The sequence below is a fragment of the Bellilinea sp. genome (assembly GCF_034432615.1).
In the GTDB taxonomy this organism is placed as follows: domain Bacteria; phylum Chloroflexota; class Anaerolineae; order Anaerolineales; family Anaerolineaceae; genus Bellilinea.
Window position 1 is genome coordinate 1 of sequence record NZ_DAOUBL010000182.1, and the last position, 19,128, is coordinate 19,128.

17 protein-coding genes and 1 riboswitch are annotated in these 19,128 nt (G+C 53.5%); of the genes, 11 read left to right on the forward strand and 6 right to left on the reverse strand.

The features are described from left to right. On the forward strand, nucleotides 1-536 hold a 536-nt coding region (dcd, locus tag VAE48_RS08390; RefSeq protein WP_322792871.1), incomplete at its 5' end, for a dCTP deaminase. A 35-nt stretch (nucleotides 537-571) separates the two neighbouring features. After that, a complete protein-coding gene (locus VAE48_RS08395; RefSeq protein ID WP_322792872.1) occupies nucleotides 572-2,920 on the forward strand; it encodes a glycoside hydrolase family 36 protein in 2,349 nt (782 codons plus the stop codon). On the opposite strand, the gene VAE48_RS08400 is transcribed toward VAE48_RS08395, so the two are convergent. From VAE48_RS08400 to metH, 4 genes are all read right to left on the reverse strand, one after another. After that, nucleotides 2,921-3,868, reverse strand: a complete 948-nt coding sequence (locus tag VAE48_RS08400) for a DUF4349 domain-containing protein (protein ID WP_322792873.1) — start codon at nucleotides 3,866-3,868, stop codon at nucleotides 2,921-2,923. 68 nt (nucleotides 3,869-3,936) lie between these two features. Continuing rightward, entirely contained in the window at nucleotides 3,937-4,686 is a 750-nt protein-coding gene (locus tag VAE48_RS08405; RefSeq protein ID WP_322792874.1) for a metallophosphoesterase family protein, read from the reverse strand. 61 nt (nucleotides 4,687-4,747) lie between these two features. After that, entirely contained in the window at nucleotides 4,748-6,655 is a 1,908-nt protein-coding gene (locus VAE48_RS08410; protein WP_322792875.1) for a bifunctional homocysteine S-methyltransferase/methylenetetrahydrofolate reductase, read from the reverse strand. Between the two features lie 9 nt (nucleotides 6,656-6,664). Continuing rightward, nucleotides 6,665-10,183: a methionine synthase gene (metH, locus tag VAE48_RS08415; RefSeq protein ID WP_322792876.1), complete on the reverse strand. Its 3,519-nt coding sequence runs from the start codon at nucleotides 10,181-10,183 to the stop codon at nucleotides 6,665-6,667. Nucleotides 10,184-10,248: 65 nt separating this feature from the next. After that, nucleotides 10,249-10,365: riboswitch (SAM riboswitch) on the reverse strand. 166 nt (nucleotides 10,366-10,531) lie between these two features. On the opposite strand from metH, the gene VAE48_RS08420 reads away from it, so the two are divergent. The 9 genes from VAE48_RS08420 to VAE48_RS08460 are packed head-to-tail and all read left to right on the forward strand — an operon-like array spanning nucleotide 10,532 to nucleotide 16,975. Beyond that, the gene (locus VAE48_RS08420) at nucleotides 10,532-10,936 is read left to right on the forward strand and encodes a hypothetical protein (protein WP_322792877.1); all 405 of its coding nucleotides are present in this window, start codon (nucleotides 10,532-10,534) and stop codon (nucleotides 10,934-10,936) included. Further along, a complete protein-coding gene (gene selA / locus VAE48_RS08425; protein ID WP_322792878.1) occupies nucleotides 10,929-12,338 on the forward strand; it encodes an L-seryl-tRNA(Sec) selenium transferase in 1,410 nt (469 codons plus the stop codon). Before VAE48_RS08420 ends, selA begins: the two co-directional genes overlap by 8 nt. Continuing rightward, nucleotides 12,322-13,557, forward strand: coding sequence for a Xaa-Pro peptidase family protein (locus tag VAE48_RS08430; RefSeq protein ID WP_322792879.1), 1,236 nt, complete (start codon nucleotides 12,322-12,324; stop codon nucleotides 13,555-13,557). Before selA ends, VAE48_RS08430 begins: the two co-directional genes overlap by 17 nt. 20 nt (nucleotides 13,558-13,577) lie before the next feature. After that, nucleotides 13,578-14,624, forward strand: coding sequence for a tRNA (adenosine(37)-N6)-threonylcarbamoyltransferase complex transferase subunit TsaD (gene tsaD, locus VAE48_RS08435; RefSeq protein ID WP_322792880.1), 1,047 nt, complete (start codon nucleotides 13,578-13,580; stop codon nucleotides 14,622-14,624). Nucleotides 14,625-14,662: 38 nt separating this feature from the next. Then, nucleotides 14,663-15,283: an RNA polymerase sigma factor gene (locus VAE48_RS08440; protein WP_322792881.1), complete on the forward strand. Its 621-nt coding sequence runs from the start codon at nucleotides 14,663-14,665 to the stop codon at nucleotides 15,281-15,283. Continuing rightward, on the forward strand, nucleotides 15,280-15,540 hold the full coding sequence (locus tag VAE48_RS08445; RefSeq protein ID WP_322792882.1) for a zf-HC2 domain-containing protein: 261 nt from the start codon (nucleotides 15,280-15,282) through the stop codon (nucleotides 15,538-15,540). Before VAE48_RS08440 ends, VAE48_RS08445 begins: the two co-directional genes overlap by 4 nt. 58 nt (nucleotides 15,541-15,598) lie before the next feature. Beyond that, nucleotides 15,599-15,823, forward strand: coding sequence for a hypothetical protein (locus VAE48_RS08450; RefSeq protein WP_322792883.1), 225 nt, complete (start codon nucleotides 15,599-15,601; stop codon nucleotides 15,821-15,823). 51 nt (nucleotides 15,824-15,874) lie between these two features. Further along, nucleotides 15,875-16,540, forward strand: coding sequence for a protein disulfide oxidoreductase (gene pdo / locus VAE48_RS08455; protein ID WP_322792884.1), 666 nt, complete (start codon nucleotides 15,875-15,877; stop codon nucleotides 16,538-16,540). Nucleotides 16,541-16,558: 18 nt separating this feature from the next. Continuing rightward, nucleotides 16,559-16,975 carry an OsmC family protein gene (locus VAE48_RS08460; protein WP_322792885.1) on the forward strand — a complete coding sequence of 139 codons (417 nt, stop codon included), beginning with the start codon at nucleotides 16,559-16,561 and terminating at the stop codon, nucleotides 16,973-16,975. A gap of 47 nt (nucleotides 16,976-17,022) precedes the next feature. On the opposite strand, the gene VAE48_RS08465 is transcribed toward VAE48_RS08460, so the two are convergent. Beyond that, nucleotides 17,023-18,561 carry a LysM peptidoglycan-binding domain-containing protein gene (locus VAE48_RS08465; RefSeq protein ID WP_322792886.1) on the reverse strand — a complete coding sequence of 513 codons (1,539 nt, stop codon included), beginning with the start codon at nucleotides 18,559-18,561 and terminating at the stop codon, nucleotides 17,023-17,025. Next, nucleotides 18,503-19,128, reverse strand: a 626-nt coding sequence (locus tag VAE48_RS08470) for a M23 family metallopeptidase (RefSeq protein WP_322792887.1), incomplete at its 5' end; no start/stop codon positions are given. The genes VAE48_RS08465 and VAE48_RS08470, both read right to left, overlap by 59 nt.

Consider the following 19,128-nt stretch of genomic DNA (forward strand, 5'->3'; position numbering starts at 1 on the left):
ACTGGATTCGCAAGATGGCACTGGAACACGGCATGATCGAACCGTTCGTAGATCATCAAAAGCGCGACGGCGTCATCTCCTACGGTCTATCCTCTTATGGATACGATATTCGTGTTGCCGATGAATACAAAATTTTTACCAATGTGTTCTCGGCCGTGGTTGACCCGAAATCCTTTGATACCAAATCCATGGTGGATTTCAAGGGGGATGTATGTGTAATCCCTCCCAACTCTTTTGCGCTGGCGCGCACGGTGGAGTACTTCCGTATCCCGCGCAATGTGTTGACCATTTGTGTTGGCAAAAGCACCTACGCTCGCTGTGGAATTATTGTCAATGTAACCCCTTTTGAACCGGAATGGGAAGGTTATGTGACGCTGGAAATCTCCAACACCACCCCGCTGCCCGCTAAAATTTACTCAAACGAAGGAATTGCGCAGGTGTTGTTTTTCGAGGGAGATGAACCTTGCGAAATTTCCTACGCCGATAAAAAAGGCAAGTACCAGCGGCAGCAAGGCATCCTCCTGCCACGGTTATAGCGATCCCTTATCATTAATCAAACGGCAAGGAATAAATGCCGACCTTTCATCACGCCCAATATGATTTGAGCATCAACCCTGATCAGGGTTGGTTTTCGGTGACATCCCGCCAGTATCCTATCCGGCTGGAACAAATTCGGTTGAACATCACTTTTACCGCAAACAACCGCCGGCAGGATCTCCTCAGCATCTGGCAAACCCACACAGCAACCGAAGGTGAAATTCACACCCCCCTGGGCAGATTGCGGTCATTTACAATAGACAGTACACTTCCAATTGGCGGGTTGAAAACCCGCATCGAGTTTGCTTTTGCCGATCACCTGCCATTTTTATTGTGGAGATTGTTTCTCTCCAATTTGGGGGAAGAACCCGTTTGGATTGAACGCATCGAATTGATGCGAGTCGGCGGAATGCAGTCCGACAGCCGGCTGGATTTTGGCAGACCATTCACTGCCAGGGATTTCTGGTTCTACAGCAATGGCTGGCAGTCGTGGTCTTATACCGCCGCTTATCCCGCCACAGCATCCCTGCGTCGCTCGCGGCTGGGCGCGTTTCAAAAACCGATGGTCATTAACGCCGGGACACCCGATCTCAAGCAAAACGGTTATTTTACCTCTGACTTTTTTGGCATTCTAACGGATGCAGCCCAGCACACAGCCATCCTTGCCGGTTTTCTCTCCCAACGTGAGCATTTCGGCAGCCTTGAAGCCGTTCTTTACGATCAACCAGCGTTACGCCTGTGGGCAAACGGCGATCACACTCTGCTGGAAAGCGGCTCAACGATGCACACCGATTGGGCGGTTTTGTTGATCGGTAGTGCGGACGATGCCGGCATTTTTCAGCCCTACCTTCATGCTGTCGCCCAGGAACATGATGTCCACATTCCCAAAGAATCTCCCTCCGGCTGGTGTTCCTGGTATCACTTTTACACCCATGTTACCGCTCAAAACGTTGAGGAAAATCTGAATACACTCCTCCAGTTAAAACCGAGCCTGCCATTGGAATTGATTCAAATTGACGATGGGTTTGAATCGCAGGTTGGAGACTGGTTCACCTTCAAACCCACCTTTCCAGAGGGGGTAGCCCCACTGGCCGAACAAATTTCACAGGCAGGTTTCTCTCCCGGTCTTTGGCTCGCCCCATTCATCGTCCATCCTCAATCTCAACTTGAGCAGGAGCATCCCGATTGGTTGCTGCGCGACCGACGCGGGCGGCCTGTCAACGCCGGCTTCGTGTGGAACGCCTTTGCTCATGGGTTGGATTTGACCGTCCCGGCGGCATTGGAATACGCCTGTCAGGTCGTAGATACTGCTGCTCACGAATGGAAATTTCCTTACCTGAAACTGGATTTTATCTATGCTGCCGCTCTGCCGGGCGTTTACCACAATCCCACGCTCACCCGCGCACAGGTATTGCGGCGCGGCATGCAAGCCCTGCGTCAGGCAGCTGGCGAACAGACCTTTCTGCTGGGCTGCGGCGCACCGCTGGGCAGCGTTTTAGGACTGGTGGATGCCATGCGCATCGGTGCGGATGTCAGCGGTGACTGGCTGCCCGCCTTCAACAATATCCGTTTTCCCTTCAAACATGAACCGCACATGCCCTCTGCCCGCAATTCGATCAACAACATCCTCACCCGCGCCCCGCTGCACCGCCGTTGGTGGATTAACGATCCGGATTGTCTGCTGGTACGCCCCGACACCCGCCTTTCCCTCTCCGAAGTGCAAACTCTGGCAACGGCTATTGCCCTGACCGGCGGTTCGTTACTGCTGTCCGATGATCTGCCCGCCCTGCCGCAAGAACGCATCCGTCTGGCACAGGTGTTGCTGCCGGTAATCGGCCAAACCGCCCAGGTTCTGGATTTGTTATCCAGCGAAATGCCCACCCTGCTGCGTCTGGATTTGGAAGGCGCTTTTGGCAGCTGGCATCTGCTGGCACACTTTAATTGGGAAGATACCCCCCAGCCATGGAATTTTGAACCGCAAACTTTCCATCTGACGGGAAAAGGTTATCATCTTCATTCTTTTTGGGACGACAACTCCTTTACCTGTCGAACGGGAGAAACCGTAAACTTTCCGCCCATTCCACCCCATGGGGTTGCCTTACTGGCCGCCTACCCCCAGTCTGAAGGGATCACTTACGCAGGCAGCAGCCTTCACATCAGTCAGGGGTTAGAAGTCAAACGGTGGCAATTTCTGGAAGATGGCCTGGATCTAGAACTTGACTTAGGGCGGTCTTTTGAAGGCTGGTTTGAACTACTGCTAAACCAAACGCCTCAGTCGGTGAGCGGGGATGTACTTCGCTGGCAGGAAATGGGCAAGGGACGCTTTCGGTTTTTTGTTCAGTCCGAAGGCATCCCTTGCAAGATTAGGATTGTATCGAGGTAATTAATCGCTTTTTTCAGCGGTTGCTGCTGGAATAGTCGCTTTTCGGCGCTTTCTCCAGCGCAGCAAACCACGAACGATGAAGAAAATCACCAACCCAATCGGCAAAGCAATCGGCAGGCAGAACAATACTGCCCAAATCACCCCGCTGGCAATGGTTTGATACGCATCAATCAGGGCCTGAATGGCATCCCGCGCCACACCCTCCGGCTTCCAACCACCTACAGTAATCGGAGCAACCGTCTCCTGAGCCTGCAGGTTGACCGAAATGGCTGACATGGCTGCTGATTCTTCATAATATTTAATCTGGCCCTTCAACACTTCAATCTGCTCCGTAACGTTGCGCAGTTCGTTCAACACATTGAGTACATCTTCGGTTTTCGTTGCGGTTTCCATGATCTTGCGCAATTGCTCGGCAGCATCTTCCAGAGTGCGCAAACGGGATTTAAGATCGGTATATTCGGCAGTTACATCCTGTCCATTGATATTTTCGGATAGAACGTCGGTCCGCGGGTCATCTACCAGACCCTTGATCTTCTCCATTGCCTCATTCAGCTTGAGGGCAGGCACCCGCACAGTGACATTTCCTTCCAAAACCAGATTACCGTTGGCCAACCGCCGCTGGTAAAGATTGGAAGTGACCACGAATCCACCCATCCCTTCCGCCATGGAGATGATTTCATCCATCGCTTCCCCTGGGTCACGCACCACTATACTCAAATTGGCATTGCGGATGACCAGCCGTTCGACAGGATTAGGCAGTCCAGAACTGACAACCTGCTCCTTCTCAATCGTCCTTGCGCCTTCTGAATATACATCCGCAGCCGGGGGAGCTCCGGCATATATTTCGGGTGGCATAATTTCAGGAACAGATTGTTTTTCACTGCGTGCGGGGGCACACGCTGTCAGCAGGGTCAACAACATCATGATGACCAGACTTTTCTTGAACATGGAACTCCTCCTGAGTGAAAAGGGCTTCTCTATGCCCTATGACGAAGGGGAAGGCAGATTAGTTCCCTTTACCAGCCTTCTTCTAACCGTGAGGCGTGTCTTGAGGGCAAGCCGGCCGCCAGTATTTTCTGTTGCACAGCACGGATGTCATATTCAACCCGCCGCAATTCCCATTGCTGACTCTCCGGCATGTAGATTGCATAGGCAGCCCGCACATCCCGGTCACGGGGTTGGCCAACCGAACCGGGATTGGCAATGGAACGAGGAATCAGGCGAATCTTTTGATTCGGCTGAGGAATCATCCAATCCACATATCCCTCATCTTTGCCATTCCCATTGCGATTAAAGTAAGTGTACATCACCGGAATGTGGGTATGACCGACCAGACAAAAACTGGTCGTAAAGTGCGAAAAATTTACCTGAACGGTGTTCAAATCCAGTAAATATTCCCAAATAGGATTTCGGGGACTGCCATGTGTAAGGGTTATGTCATCAAATTCCACCTTTTCCGGTAAATTCGCCAGCCATTCCACATCATCCGCAGATAACTGCGCCCGTGTCCACTGAATGGAAAGGATGGCCTCACGGTTAAAGGCATACAGATCCAGCTTGCCGGTCACAGCGGCGTCGTGATTTCCCTGCACGCAAATCAGGCCCGGTAAATTCGCAATGCGGTGAAGGCATTCCTTTGGCTGTGGGCCGTAGCCAACCACATCTCCCAAACACCAGACAGTATCCACCTTACCTGCATCCCGCAAGACCGCCTCTAAGGCATCCAGGTTACCATGAATATCCGAAAGCACCAGTACGCGACTCAATCTTCTCTCCCCACAGGAAGTTCTTATCCTGCAAGTTTAACACATTTCAGCATTAATGTTTTCAACCTGATTGGGAGAATTTCGTCTGTTCCGCCGGAAGTTCCAGCCGGCGTACTTTTTCAATGATCTCCGCCGCATAATCGAAGCGGTTAAAAGCCGGCATCAGGTAAATCCCCTGCGCAAAGTTGGCCATCTGCTCAATCAATTCAAAAGCAATATCAATGCCGGTTTGGGCTGCCCGCTCTCCCGCAGCAGCAATACGATCATGAATTTCCTGTGGGATGTTCACACCGGGCACTTCATGTTGTAAAAAGGCGGCATGGCGCGCAGAAACCAACGGCAAAACGCCCACCAGTAATGGGGTATGGAAGTGTTCAATTTCACTTTTGATACGTTCCAGAAAACTCACAGCCGGCTTCAGGTCATAAATGGGCTGCGTCAAAATAAAGTCAGCTCCGGCGTTCAACTTGCGGCGCAAATTTTTTAGCTCGCTTTCCGGGTTGGAAGGAGTCAGGTTGAGCGCACAACCCACAAAAAAGGAAGTTGGCTGCCCAATATCAACTCCCGCATGATCCACACCGGCATTGAAGCCCTGTTTGATTAATTTAATTAAGCCGGAAGGCACCAGATCGTAATTATCCATTGCGTCCGGGTAATCTCCAATAGCGGTCGGGTCTCCCATCACCACAAACACATTTCGAACACCCAGCGCATGAGCTGCCAGCAGATCTCCCTGAACCCGCAGCAAATTACGCCCCCGCGTGGGAAAATGCAGCACCGTTTCAATTCCAACTTTCTCCTGAATCAAACGGCATACCGCCCACGGGCTCATGCGCATCCTTGCCATGGGACTGTCAGCCACATTGATAACGTCCGCACCGGCCTCAGCCAGCAGACTGGAACCAGCCAGCAATTTTTGGGTGGTCAAACCGCGCGGAGGATCCATTTCAACCGCCACCACAAAGCGACCGTCCATCAGTTTTTGTGCCATCTGCGTGGGAGCCTGCCTTTCCTGATTGGCTTCTTCCCTTTCAACCACTGCTAACGAAAAACCGTTGCTAAACTTTTCCAGTGGACGGGTTTCAATGGCCTGACGCATGACCGAAATATGCGCCGGTGTTGTCCCGCAGCAGCCGCCAACCAGACTGGCGCCGGCCTGCCAGAAGGCCAGTGCATACTCCCCGAAATACTCAGGCGAAGCCGGATACATAATTCGCCCGCCAACCTGTTCGGGCCAGCCAGCATTCGGCATCACCGAAAAGCGTGCCTCCGGCAAAGCAGCGTGCATTTGTTTGAGGATGCGCAGGATTTGATTTGGCCCGCCCGAACAGTTGATTCCAATCACATCCGCCCCGGCTTCTTGAATGCCGCGCGCTACCTTGATCGGGTCATCTCCGAGCAATGTGCGGTCATCGCGGGTGAAAGTCATCGAGGCTACTACCGGCACATGCGGGTTAATCTGCCGCGCCGCGGAAATTGCCTCGCGTATTTCATATAAATCTGTCATCGTTTCGATGATCAACAGGTCAACCCCTGCCTCGATCAATGCGGCGATCTGTTCAGCAAATACCTGCCGCGCCTGTTCCGGCTGCACTCGGCCAAAGGGAGCCAGGCGCACCCCCAACGGTCCAACATCCCCGGCAATCAATACGTCTTTGAAAGACGCCATCACCACCCGCCGCGCCAGTTCCACTGCAGCGGCGTTGATTTCGGCAACCTGATGTTCCAATCCGTGATGCGCCAGCTTGAAGCGGTTGGCCCCAAAGGTGTTGGTCTGAATGATCTGAGATCCGGCATCAATATATTCGCGGTGAATGGCTGCCACCAGCGCCGGATCGGTCAGATTGAGTTCGTCAAAGCAGCGTTCAAAAGAAACGCCGCGCTGATTGAGCAATGTTCCCATTGCCCCATCGGAAAGCAGAGGGCGCTGGCTGGTTTGCAGTAAATCCAGAAATTTTGAGTCTTTCATCTTACACCTCTAAGCCCGCATGAGTTGTTCGACCCGGCTCTCACCCACATTGAAGTACTTCGCCTGCGGGTGATGGACAATGATCGCAGCCGTAGATTGCTCCGGCACCAGTTGATAAGCCTCCGTTAGGCGCATCCCCAATTCGGATTCAGCCGGTAAGAGCGAGAAAACCTTTTGATGATCGGACAGGTCGGGAATGGCAGGATAGCCCCACGAGTAACGCTTACCCTGTCCTGCCGGAAGGCCCAGTTCGCGGCGGATATGGCGGTGCAGGTACTCTGCAGCGGCTTCTGCCGTTTGAACCGCCAGCCCGTGAACGAAATAGGCTTCGCTGTAATCCCCTTTGGATTGCAGTTCCTCAAAGCGTTGAGTAGCTCCTTCGCCCACTGTCACAACCTGAAAAGCCACCACATCCATCTGTCCGCTTTCCAGCGGGCTGAAGTAATCGGCAAGGCATAAAAATTCCCCATTGGACTGACGCGGGAAGGAAAAACGTACCAGTTCAGCCGGGCTGCCCTGTTGAACGCTGCCCGGTTCATACACAATCAAATCATTGCCTTCCGCCTGCGCCGGAAAATATCCATAAACACCCTTCGGTTTCAACCAGCCGGTACGGATGGCATCTCGTTTCATCTTTTCAAGCCGTTCTTCATAAGTGCGCTGCAGTTCTTCCCACGCTTCGCCATGCGTGTTCTTTGCTCCCCACGAAAGGCGGAACAATTCATTCTTAAACAGGCATTCAAAGACCGCTTCCAGCGGCATACTGCGCACCACCCGCACCCCCCACGACGGCGGACGGGGTATGCTGACGGCCGGCGAAACGGAAGAGCGACGAACATTCACCGGACTTTCCTCCGTTGCAGTTTGGCGGCCCAGTTCAATCTCCGATTCGCGGCGGATGGTTTCCAGCAACTTTTGGCGTTCTTGCGGGTGCACCAGCGCGTCCATGGTTGCCAACCCTTCAAACGCATCTTTGCAATAGAATACCCCGCCGGGATAAAGATCTCCGCTCTCGGTCATCAAAATGCGGCGTCCAAAGCGGCGGTTAATCGCCGCTCCGCCAATCAGCACTGGAAAGTTCAAACCACGGCGGTGCAGCTCGTTTACGATCAACGGCATTTGCTTGCTGGTGCTGACCAGTAACGCACTCAAACCAATTGCCGTGGCATTCACCTCCACCGCTTTGGAAATGATTGTTTCAGCCGTCACCTGCTTGCCCAGATCTATCACCTCGTAGCCGTTATTCACCAGAATTGTCTTGACCAGATTTTTACCGATGTCGTGCACATCTCCATATACCGTCGCCAGTACCATCAACCCCTTGCTGACACCGGCTTTCTTTTCGAGGTAATTTTCAAGGTGGGCAACCGACTTTTTCATCACCTCAGCCGATTGCAGTACAAACGGTAAAATCAACTCGCCGCTGCCAAATTTATCCCCAACCTCCTTCATCGCCGGCAGCAGCACATTGTTGAGAATGTGAACGGCGGTTTCATGCCGGGTTGCGTGCATTCCGCGTTGGATAATCTCATCAATATCCGCCTCCACCCCCTCCTTCTGACGGTGCAGAATGCGCCAGTGCAGCCGCTGTTCGGCGGTCATCGCCTGTAATGCCGCCTGAGTTTGGGATGTTTTACCCTCACTTTCGGCCCCGCTTCGCTCGATATGAGCGATGAATCGCTGCAGCGCATCCGTACGGCGGTTGAAAATCAAATCCTCAGCAAGCGCACGCTCTTCATCCCCAACTTCAGCGTACGGCGTAATATGGGCAGGGTTCACAATGGCCATATCCAGTCCGGCCTGCACACAGTGAAAAAGCATGACGCTGTTGAGAATCGCCCGGGCACGCGCTCCCAGACCAAACGACACATTGCTGACACCCAATGAGGTCAGCACACCCGGCAGCTCGGTTTTAATGCGGCGAATGCCCTCAATCGTTTCAATGGCAGAGGTGGCAAATTCCGGATCGCCGGTAGCCAGTGTAAAGGTCAAAGCATCAAACACCAGATCGGCAGGGCGTAATCCATGTTCTTCCACGGCAATTTGATAAATACGGCGCGCCACTTCCAATTTGCGCCCGGCCGTTTTTGCCATGCCCTGCTCATCAATGGTCAATACAATCACAGCGGCATTGTACTTGCGGGCCAGTGCAAACACACGATCCGCCTTTTCCCTTCCGCCTTCCAGATGGGTGGAATTGATCAGGCAGCGTCCTGGCGCGGTTTGCAAGGCGGCTTCCAGCACATCCGGCTCGGTGGTATCAATCACCAGCGGTACACGCACCGCCGGCGCAAGTTTCTTGATCACCTTGCGCATCGTTTCCACCTCGTCAGCTCGTTCAGTCAATGCCACACAAACATCCAGGCCGTGCGCTCCGGATTCGACCTGTTCGTAGGCAATTTCCAGAAGATCATCGTAACGTTCTTCCAGAATCAACTTCTTGAACTTGCGCGAACCCTGCGTGTTCAGACGTTCGCCAATCAAAAAGGGGCGCGGTTCCTGCAGCATGGGCTGCGCCTGCATTGCCGAGGCAAGGCGCGGGATATGCACTTGAGGACGCGGCGGGCGCGGTTTGTGGCCAACTTTTTCGACCAGCAGACGCAAATGTTCCGGCGTGGTACCGCAGCAGCCGCCAACCACGTTAACGCGGTGTTTCTCAACAAATTCTGCCAGCGCTTCGGCAAACGGCTGCGGTTCGAGGGGATAGACTGCCTGCCCGTCCACATTCAACGGCAGACCGGCATTCGGAATACAGGAAACCGGCAGCGGGCTGATTTCGCCTAAAAATCGAATCGGCTCGCGCATGTGTTCCGGCCCGGTCGAGCAATTCATGCCGATCACATCAACAGCCAGGCCTTCCAATATCGTTTCTACTGCGGAAATATCGGTTCCCAACAGCATCCGCCCGGAAGTATCCAGCGTCACCTGCGCTTGAATCGGCAGGTAAATACCGGTATCCGCAAAGGCGCGGTGAATCCCTTCGATGGCAGCTTTTACCTCCAAGATATCCTGCGAGGTTTCAATCAAAAGCAAATCCACCCCGCCCTCGATCAATCCGCGTGCCTGCTCGCGGAAAACTTCGGCAAGGTCTTCAAAGGTTACATCGGATAACTCCGGATCATCCATCGAAGGCAATTTGCCGGAAGGACCAATGGAACCCGCCACAAAACGCGGGTGATCCGGCGTGCTGTATTCATCTGCAAGCCGGCGCGCCAGCGCAGCCGCTGCCCGGTTAATTTCCGGCACCCGATTCTGAAGGCCGTATTCGGCTAAGGTTATCCGGTTCGAGCGGAAGGTATCCGTTTCGATGACATCCACACCTACTTCCAGAAAAGAGCGGTGCACCTGTTCAACCGCCTGCGGATAGGTAATGACCAGATAATCATTACAGCCCATGGTTTTCTCACCGCCAAAATGCTCGGCGGTCAGGTTCATTTTCTGCAAACTGGTGCCCATTGCCCCGTCGAAGACCAGCACACGCTTTTCAAGAGCATCCAGATAGCGGCGATTGGTGTAGTTTCGTTGCATGAGTTTACCTCCAAAGATATAAAAAAACCTCTCTGGACGAGAGGCACATCATTCCGTAGATCGCTCTCTCATCTTCCAGAATCATCGCAATTTGCGGATTCTGCCGGAGTTGGCACCTGCTGATAGTTTCAGCGGTTGCCGAGGCTTCGTCGGGCCGGTCCCTCCACCTCTCTGGATGAGCGCCGGGATTGTCCCGGTCAATCAGTTATCACAAATTCTACCACATTTAGTAAAAATTACAATCTGCATGTCCAATTTTCAAAATCTGGTCCGCTCTGTGCAACCTGCTCAAAAAATCTTCCCTCGCTCTCGAACGGATAGGATATAATTTTTTGCAGAGGTAACATCGTGGAAAAACAAAATCTTCCGCCTTTCATCCCTTTTCTGGCTTCGGCATTAATTTTGGCCGCGATGGGTTTAGCCGGGCTATTCCTGCTTTTCAACCTGACCTTGCCCACTTTGGCTCCGCGCTGGCTGTTCTTTTTCCTGACCACCATCACCGCCAGCGGTCTTTCACTGCCGGTGATTTATTTTCTTCACTGGCGTTTTCCCAGCCCTACACCGGTTACCGCCGGTATCATCGTTCGACAGGCAATTTGGGTTGGTTTGTATTTCGATTTGCTGGCATGGTTCCAAATGGGCCGCTTTTTGACCCTTCCGCTGGGATTTGCTCTCGCAGCCGGACTCGGCGCGATTGAATTTGCCATCCGCCTTGCCGAACGCAGCCGTTTTGTTGCCGGTGAAAATGAATGAGCTTCGCAGCCTGCCCTCGGTTGACCAGCTATTGCAATCCCCACAAGCCGGGCAGTGGATTGCCTACTACGGCAGGCCCTTAACCCTGAGCGCCATTCGCACTGCTCTGGAAACCATCCGGCAAGGGATGAGAGAATCTCCCCTCACTCCAAACACAGAGCATCTCCTCAGTTTGGTGGAAGAAAACCTCATCCAGTGGACAAAATTAACCCTGCAGCCGGTCATCAACGCTACCGGCGTAATCCTCCACACCAACCTGGGACGCGCTCCGCTCAGTCGGTCGGCGCTGCAATCCATTCAGACCTGTGCCAGCGGTTACAGCACGCTGGAATTTAATCTGGCCACCGGCAAGCGTGGCAAGCGCGAGGTTCATGCGCAACAATTTCTAACCCGCCTGACCGGCGCAGAAGACGCCCTGGTGGTCAATAACAATGCCGCTGCCGTTCTGCTGGCATTGAGCGCGCTGGCACGCCGCAAACCGGTCATCATCTCGCGCACTCAACTGGTTGAAATCGGCGGCGGTTTTCGCGTCCCGGAGGTGATGAAGCAATCCGGGGCAAAGTTGATTGAGGTTGGCACGACCAATCGCGTCCACCTGACCGATTATGAAAATGCCTTGCAAAACTACCCCGGCGCGCTGGTGCTCCACGCCCACCACTCCAATTTTCGCCTGATCGGCTTCGCCAGCGAACCGGAGCTAAGCAGCCTTGCCCAGCTGGCACACCAGTACCACACCATCCTCATGGATGATCTCGGCTCCGGAGCCTTACTGGATACCGCCGAATTTGGGCTGGCGCACGAACCTACTGTTCAGGAGTCCCTGCAAGCCGGTTGTGATCTGGTTTGCTTTTCGGGCGATAAACTGCTCGGCGGTCCTCAAGCCGGCATTCTGGTCGGGAAAGCCGAACTGCTCACCAAAATCAAAAAACATCCCCTCGCCCGCGCTGTGCGGGCAGATAAACTTTGTCTGGCTGCCCTCTCAGCAACCTTGTTTCACTATATCAAAGACGAGGCCCTGAGCGAGATTCCCATCTGGCAGATGATTGCCACCCCGCCGGAGGAAATTCACCGGCGCGCGCTTGGCTGGCAGACTCACCTGGGATTCGGTGAGGTCATCAGCGGGTTTTCGACCATCGGCGGCGGTTCTTTGCCCGAAGAGCATTTGCCTACTTACCTGCTTGCCCTTCCGGTTCCCGGCTGCGACCGATTTCTTGCCCGCTTGAGGGAGGGCAGCCCCGCCATCATTGCACGCATAGAAAACGAACAGGTACTGCTTGACCCGCGCACCGTTTTACCCCATCAAGATCACAGCCTGTTGATCCGGTTGAAAACCCTCCTGAACAAATCCAACTTAATCCCACACTCTGATCAAACCGAGGAGCCCAATGAAAACCCAGATTGATACCCTCATGCAAGAACACCGGATAGATGCTCTGTTGGTTACCGGCAGCGCCATCCACAATCCGGCTATGGTTTACCTGACCGGCGGCGGGCACATCACCAGCGCGGACCTGGTCAAACCCCGTCATCAACAGGCCATCTTGTTTTGCGGACCCATGGAACGCGATGAAGCCGCCAAAAGCGGCCTGTCTGTCCGCCTGTATTCAGATTACCCTCTCAAACCGCTGCTGGAACAGGCTGGGCAGGACTATACCCGCGCCCTCGCCATGCGCTACCGCCAGATGTTGAGCGATCTGGGGTTGAATCGCGGGCGGGTTGCGCTTTATGGACAGGTCGAAATTGGTCCAATCTTTGGCATTCTCAAAGAATTGAGCAATCTGCTCCCCGAGATCGAGTGGGTGGGATTCGCGCGGGACCCGATTCTCATGCCAGCAATGATGACCAAAGAACCACAGGAAATAGAACGCATCCGTCACATGGCACAAATCACCACCGAAGTAGTCGGCCGGACTGCCGATTTTTTAGCTCACCACCGCGTTGAAAATGAAGTTCTGATTCGGCCCGACGGCAAGCCGCTGACCGTAGGAGATGTTAAAAGTCGTATCAATCTGTGGCTTAGCGAACTGGGCGCTGAAAATCCCGAAGGGACGATTTTTGCCATTGGAAGAGACGCCGGTGTGCCGCACAGCAGCGGGAATCCTGCCGATCTTATCCGCCTCGGTAAAACCATCGTCTTTGACATTTTCCCCTGCGAGGCTGGCGGCGGATACTACTATGACTTCACCCGCACCTGGTCGCTCGGCTACGCCAGCGATGAGGCGCTCGAACTGTACCGCCAGGTGCAAAATACCTATGACACCATTGTTTCTGAGCTAACCCTCAACACCCCATTTTCCCACTACCAGCAGCGTACCTGCCAGTTGTTTGAGCAGTTGGGTCACCCCACCATTCAGTCCGACCCGCAAACTCAGGAAGGATATGTTCACAGTGTGGGACATGGATTGGGACTGCGCATCCATGAAATGCCGTTTAGCGGCGCTGTTGCCGGTGATCAGGATGAGCTGGTTCCCGGTGTAGTATTCACCATCGAACCGGGGCTGTATTATCCCTCGCGCGATATGGGCTTTCGAATTGAAGACACTTACGTTGCCTGCGAGAATGGCACTTTTGAACGCCTGGCGGATTATCCGTATGATTTTGTTTTACCAATGCGCACCTGAACCTGTGGTATAAATCAGATATGATGAGCCGATTTTCTTCTGATTTGCCTCCCGCCAGAGTACTGGGTATTGAAACCTCATGCGATGAAACTGCCGCGGCAGTCGTCGAAAACGGGCGTGCGCTGCTTTCCAGCGTCGTAGCCAGCCAGATAGATATTCACGCTCAGTACGGCGGGGTATTCCCCGAGGTTGCATCGCGTCAACACATCCGCACCATCTACGCCATCGTGGATGAAGCCCTTCAGCGCGCCCATTTGGGACTGACCGACATTGATGCCATCGCCGTCACGCGCGGTCCCGGTCTGGCGGGTTCACTGGTGATTGGGGTCAATCTGGCAAAGGGGTTAGCCATCGCTCAAAACCTGCCGCTGATTGGCGTCAATCACCTGGAGGGTCATATTTATTCGGCGTGGTTGTATCCCGCTGATGTCCCCCACCCACCCCCGCCGCCCGAATTTCCGCTGCTGGCGCTGCTGGTTTCTGGCGGTCACACCGAACTGATTTTGATTCGTCAGCACCTCGAATATCAACGCCTGGGCGGCACACTGGATGACGCTGCCGGTGAAGCCTTTGACAAAGTTGCTCGTTTACTCGGGCTACCCTATCCGGGAGGGCCATCCATTCAAAAGGCTGCTCAGGATGGCAATCCGCAGGCCTTTAATTTTCCCCGCGCCCGTCTGGAAGGTACATGGAATTTCTCATTCAGCGGCCTCAAGACAGCCGTTTTGCGCACCGTTCGTGAACTGGAAAGCCGCGGGCGCAACCTTCCCATTCCAGACCTGGCGGCCAGTTTTCAGGCTGCGGTTGTGGATATTCTTTTGCAGAAAACCTTTCACGCCGCAAAAGTCTATCAGGCAAAGGCAATCCTGGTTGCCGGCGGTGTTTCTGCCAATGAAGCCTTGCGAAACGCCTTCCTTTCACAACGCGAGTTCCCGGTTCACATTCCTCCCCTCTCCCTCTGCACCGATAACGCTGCCATGATTGCTGCTGCAGGTTATTTTCATTACATCGCCGGCGAACGCCATCCCCTCAACCTGGATGTTTTACCCAACTGGACGCTCTCGTAATTCAGCGCAACTTTTATTAGCAGAGGACATCTAAACAAATGACCGCCGAGAGCATCCCCGAAACATCCCTATCAGTGGAAGCGTTGAGAAAAGGTGACCGGCACGAGCTGGCGCGAATGGTTGATTTGTACTCAGACAAAGTTTACCGACTTGCCCTGAAGTTCACCAATAATCCTCAGGATGCTGAGGATGTTTTGCAAGAGACTTTTCTGAAAGCCATGCGCGCACTGCCAGAATTTGAAGGCCGTTCCAGCCTTTCCACATGGCTGTACCGCATTGCTGTCAATGAAGCCCTGATGCTCCTGCGTAAACAAAAACCCGATATGGCATTGGATACTCCCGGCGAGGAAGACGACTCAGAAGAAAGCGCACCCTCCAATGGCTTAATTCTGGCGGATTGGTGCTGCCTTCCGGAGGATGAGCTTCTCTCGGAAGAATCACGCCGCTTTCTGGATGAGGCTATTCAACGGCTGCCGGCCACCCTGCGCAGTGTATTCATCCTGCGCGATCTGGAGGGATTGTCCATTCGTGAAACTGCCGAACTACTGGGACTTACCGAAACCAATGTCAAAACCCGCCTTCTGCGTGCCCGCCTGTTTCTGCGCCAGCAGCTTTCCCGCTACTTTGGTGAGCGGCTAAAACAATGGGAGCAAAAATGAACGATCATCTGGATTGTCAGCAATTATTGTCTTCCATTTCCGATTTTGTGGACGGGGAATTAAGCCCGGATTTGTGTCGGCAAATTGAACAGCATCTTACCGAATGTGAAAACTGCCGGATTGTCATCAACACGCTGAGAAAAACGATTGATCTCTACCAGCACCAGCCGGAAAGCGAACATCTCTCCCAGGAGATCCGTCAGCGCTTATTTCTCCGCCTGCACCTGGAGGAGTTCCTTAACCGCAGCAGCGAATAATGTCACTTTTGGGTGGAGTGCGCATCTAAATAACCGGAAGATGGAGCAGTGACTCGGGATGGGCGAAGAAAAACCTGCAAAGCGGCCGAATGTTCACCGCCAGAAGGATCGTTCTTTTTCTTTCACCCTTCAATTGAATCTGCCCAATCAGAATCACAGCCTGCGCCATCCACGTCCCGGCAAAATCTGCCCGGTATGTGGTTTAGGGATAATGGATTACGACGGTTTACTCAACCTTGTATGTCCGGTGTGTGGATTTGGCGAAGGCGGCTGCTTTACCTGATAAAATAGAAATAGACATCCCGTGAGGATGGAAAACTTTTGGAGGAAAAAAATGAGCAAACTTTTAGATGATGAAATCCGCAGTCAGGTGCGGGATGTTTTGAGTGGAATGGTGCACCCGGTTGAAATAATCTTTTTTGGCAACCAGAGTGAACCCTGCGAATACTGCGAGGATACCCGTCAATTACTGGAAGAAGTGACTTCCCTTTCGGATAAACTCACCCTGCAGGTATTTGACCTGAAGAAAGACGCGGTGCTGGCAACACAATATGGTGTAGATAAAACCCCCGGCTTTGTTATTCTCGGTAAATCGGCTGATAATCTGGACGATTATGGCATTCGCTACGCCGGTATCCCCGCCGGACATGAGTTCACCTCACTGATCAACGATATTCTCATCGTATCGAAACGCGACTCGGGGCTTTCGCCCGAAACACGCGAATTCTTGAAAAACCTGAACCAGAAAGTGCTCTTACAGGTCTTTGTTACCCCTTCCTGCCCGTACTGCCCGCGCGCGGTCGTGCTGGCTCACCAGATGGCGCTGGAAAGCCCGATGGTTGAGGCTGAAATGATCGAAGCCATGGAATTCAGCAGCCTGGCTGACCAATTCAATGTTTCCGGCGTACCCCACACGGTCATTAACAGCGGCAAGGGAGAAGTCGTCGGCGCCGTACCGGAAAGTCATCTGGTACAGAAAATTCGCGAAGCGTTAAACTGAAACTGGAGGAATAACCGCATGGAAGCCAAAGCCGTCTGGAAAGGTGATTTGACTTTTGTTGGCAGCGCCGATTCCGGTTTTTCGCTGGTTATGGATACATTCAAAGAAGTGGGCGGTAACGAATCCGGCTTTCGTCCGGTAGAATTAATTGCCATCGGCGTAGCCGGCTGTACCGGAATGGATGTCATTTCCATCCTAAAGAAAAAACGTCAGGAAGTAACCGACTTTGAGGTTCTGGTTCACGCCACGCGCGCTGCAGAGCATCCCAAAAAGATCACCCACATGCTGATTGAATATGTGGTGACCGGTAAAAATATAGACCCGGCTGCCGTTGAACGGGCAGTGCAGCTTTCTGAAGAAAAATACTGTCCCTCAATTGCTACCATACGCAACAATGTGACGATTGAAAATAAAATCGTCATCAAAGAAGGCTAGTTATTCTTTCAAACCATCATGCCCGCTGTGAAAACGCAGCGGGTTTTTTATGGCTGCGACTGAACCTGACTGGTACGATCCGAGCATTCACAGGCGCGCACCGTGCGGCCTGCCCGACTCAAAGTGCCCTGATAAGGCTGATCTCCATTTGCCGCAACCCACCCCTCCAAATTGAAGGGTAAGGCTCCGCCAGCAGGAATCCACTCGCCGTTGTACTTACGGGCAATATGAACATGGGTTCCGGTGGCTCTGCCTCCCTCACAGGAGGGAAGTCCAATCGGGTCGCCTTTGCTGAGCCTTCTCCCGACCGGGGGCAGGGAATCATTTGCCAGATGCAGGTAGAACACCGTCCAGCCAGTGCGCTCATCTCCATCGCCATCCAGATCCAGCACCACCAGCGCATCGCCGCGCCGGGCTATCACCCCATCGGCAACGGCTACGGCAGGCTGTTCACTGATAAGGCAGGCCCCCACCACGCTGGGGGGTGCAAAATCCAGTGCAGCCAGCGGTTCACCCTCCCCCCAACCGGTATGCGGACCACCCGTAAAAGCCCACACCTTTCCAGCCGGGAAGGGAAAACTCATTTCCGGCTGGGTCAGGCTGCCGGGAATGTGCGGCTCAACACCCGCCCATGGATCACCAAACAATTGGATATAAACCCGCAGCAGTCCCTCTCCACTGACCGCATAATCATAAGCTTCCTGTGGCATCATTTGAGCGTAGTAATAATGCAGGGCTACACTGGCGGCGTTTTGCCATGGGTCCGGGTTTTCCAGTCTTCCATCTACATGACGGATTGTCTCCATCTGACCGGTACGCCAGCCGTAATATCCGTTATTGAGGGTATTGGCTGCCCACAATAATTGACGCGCAAGCCCTTTGGTAAATTGATCGCGGTAACCCAGGGGATACAGATCAACATCCCCTGACGGCAGGGGCTGGCTCAGCGCCCCGGTTTGATATTCCAATACAGCCAGCAGTAAGCGCGGGCTGATACTGTACTCGGTTGCAATGGTTTCAATGATTTCACCACCGCGTCGCTCCCGTTTTCCAATATAAAAAGAATAGTCTTTGAACCAGCCGGGCTGTTGGTTGACAAATTCTTTTACATCAAAGCCAATTTGAGCCGGACCATTAATGAACAACGGATCAGGCAATATTTGAAAAGGACTGCCCCACAATGGCCGATAGTAAATGGGAATTTTCATCGGCATTCCCGGCGGCATTGTGGTTGCATCCGGCGGGATAAAGGGATTGGCCTGTAAAATTTCGCGCACAGTGGTATTGAAACGGGCAGCCAGAGCCGGAAGCGTATCGCCTGTCTGGGCAGTGTAGTCCACCAGTGTGCCGGGAGCATACGGTTCACGGGTTGGCAAAGGGGTTGGCAAACCTCCCTCTCCCGGTGTTGCCGGAATCTGGATTAAATCTGCCTCTTGATTTGGATCACTGACCTCAACCTGCGGCAGGCAGGCTGTCAAGATGAACAAGAATACCAATAACCACAAAGATTTTCGTTTCAGCAAACGCTTAATTTCCACCATTCGAACGGCTGATGCGTGTTTCAAACGACCCACAGGTGCAGGCATTGATCACCCGCCCGTCTTTCACCAGACTACCTTCATAAGGATTTTTACCAGCCACCGCCCGCCAGCCATCCAGCACAAAGGGCAGCGGGCCATCTGCCAAAACCCACTCCCCATTATACTTGCGCGCAATGTGAATGTGGGTGCCGGTTGAGGTGCCGCCTTCACAGGATGGATGACCAATCAGGTCACCTTGCTGCACCCACGTGCCAACACTCACCCGGTTTTTACTGGCAACATGTAAATATAAAATCGCCCAACCAGTTTGTTCGTACCCATCTCCATCCAAATCCAGCACCACCACCCCCGTATCCGTGCGAACCACCAAACCGCTGGCAACAGCCGTTGCCCAATCATCGGAAATGTTACAGCCGGTTTCCACACTGGCGGGAGCAAAATCCAATGCGGCTCTGGCACCGTCCGGCCCCCATGCCGAATGCGGGCCCCCGGTAAAACTCCACACCCGCCCGGGCAGGAATGGCAGGGTCAATTCCGGCTGGGTCAGGTTGACCGGCAGCAGCGGTTCAACCGCCTGCGCGCGCATCCATGGATTACCGTACATTTTTTCAT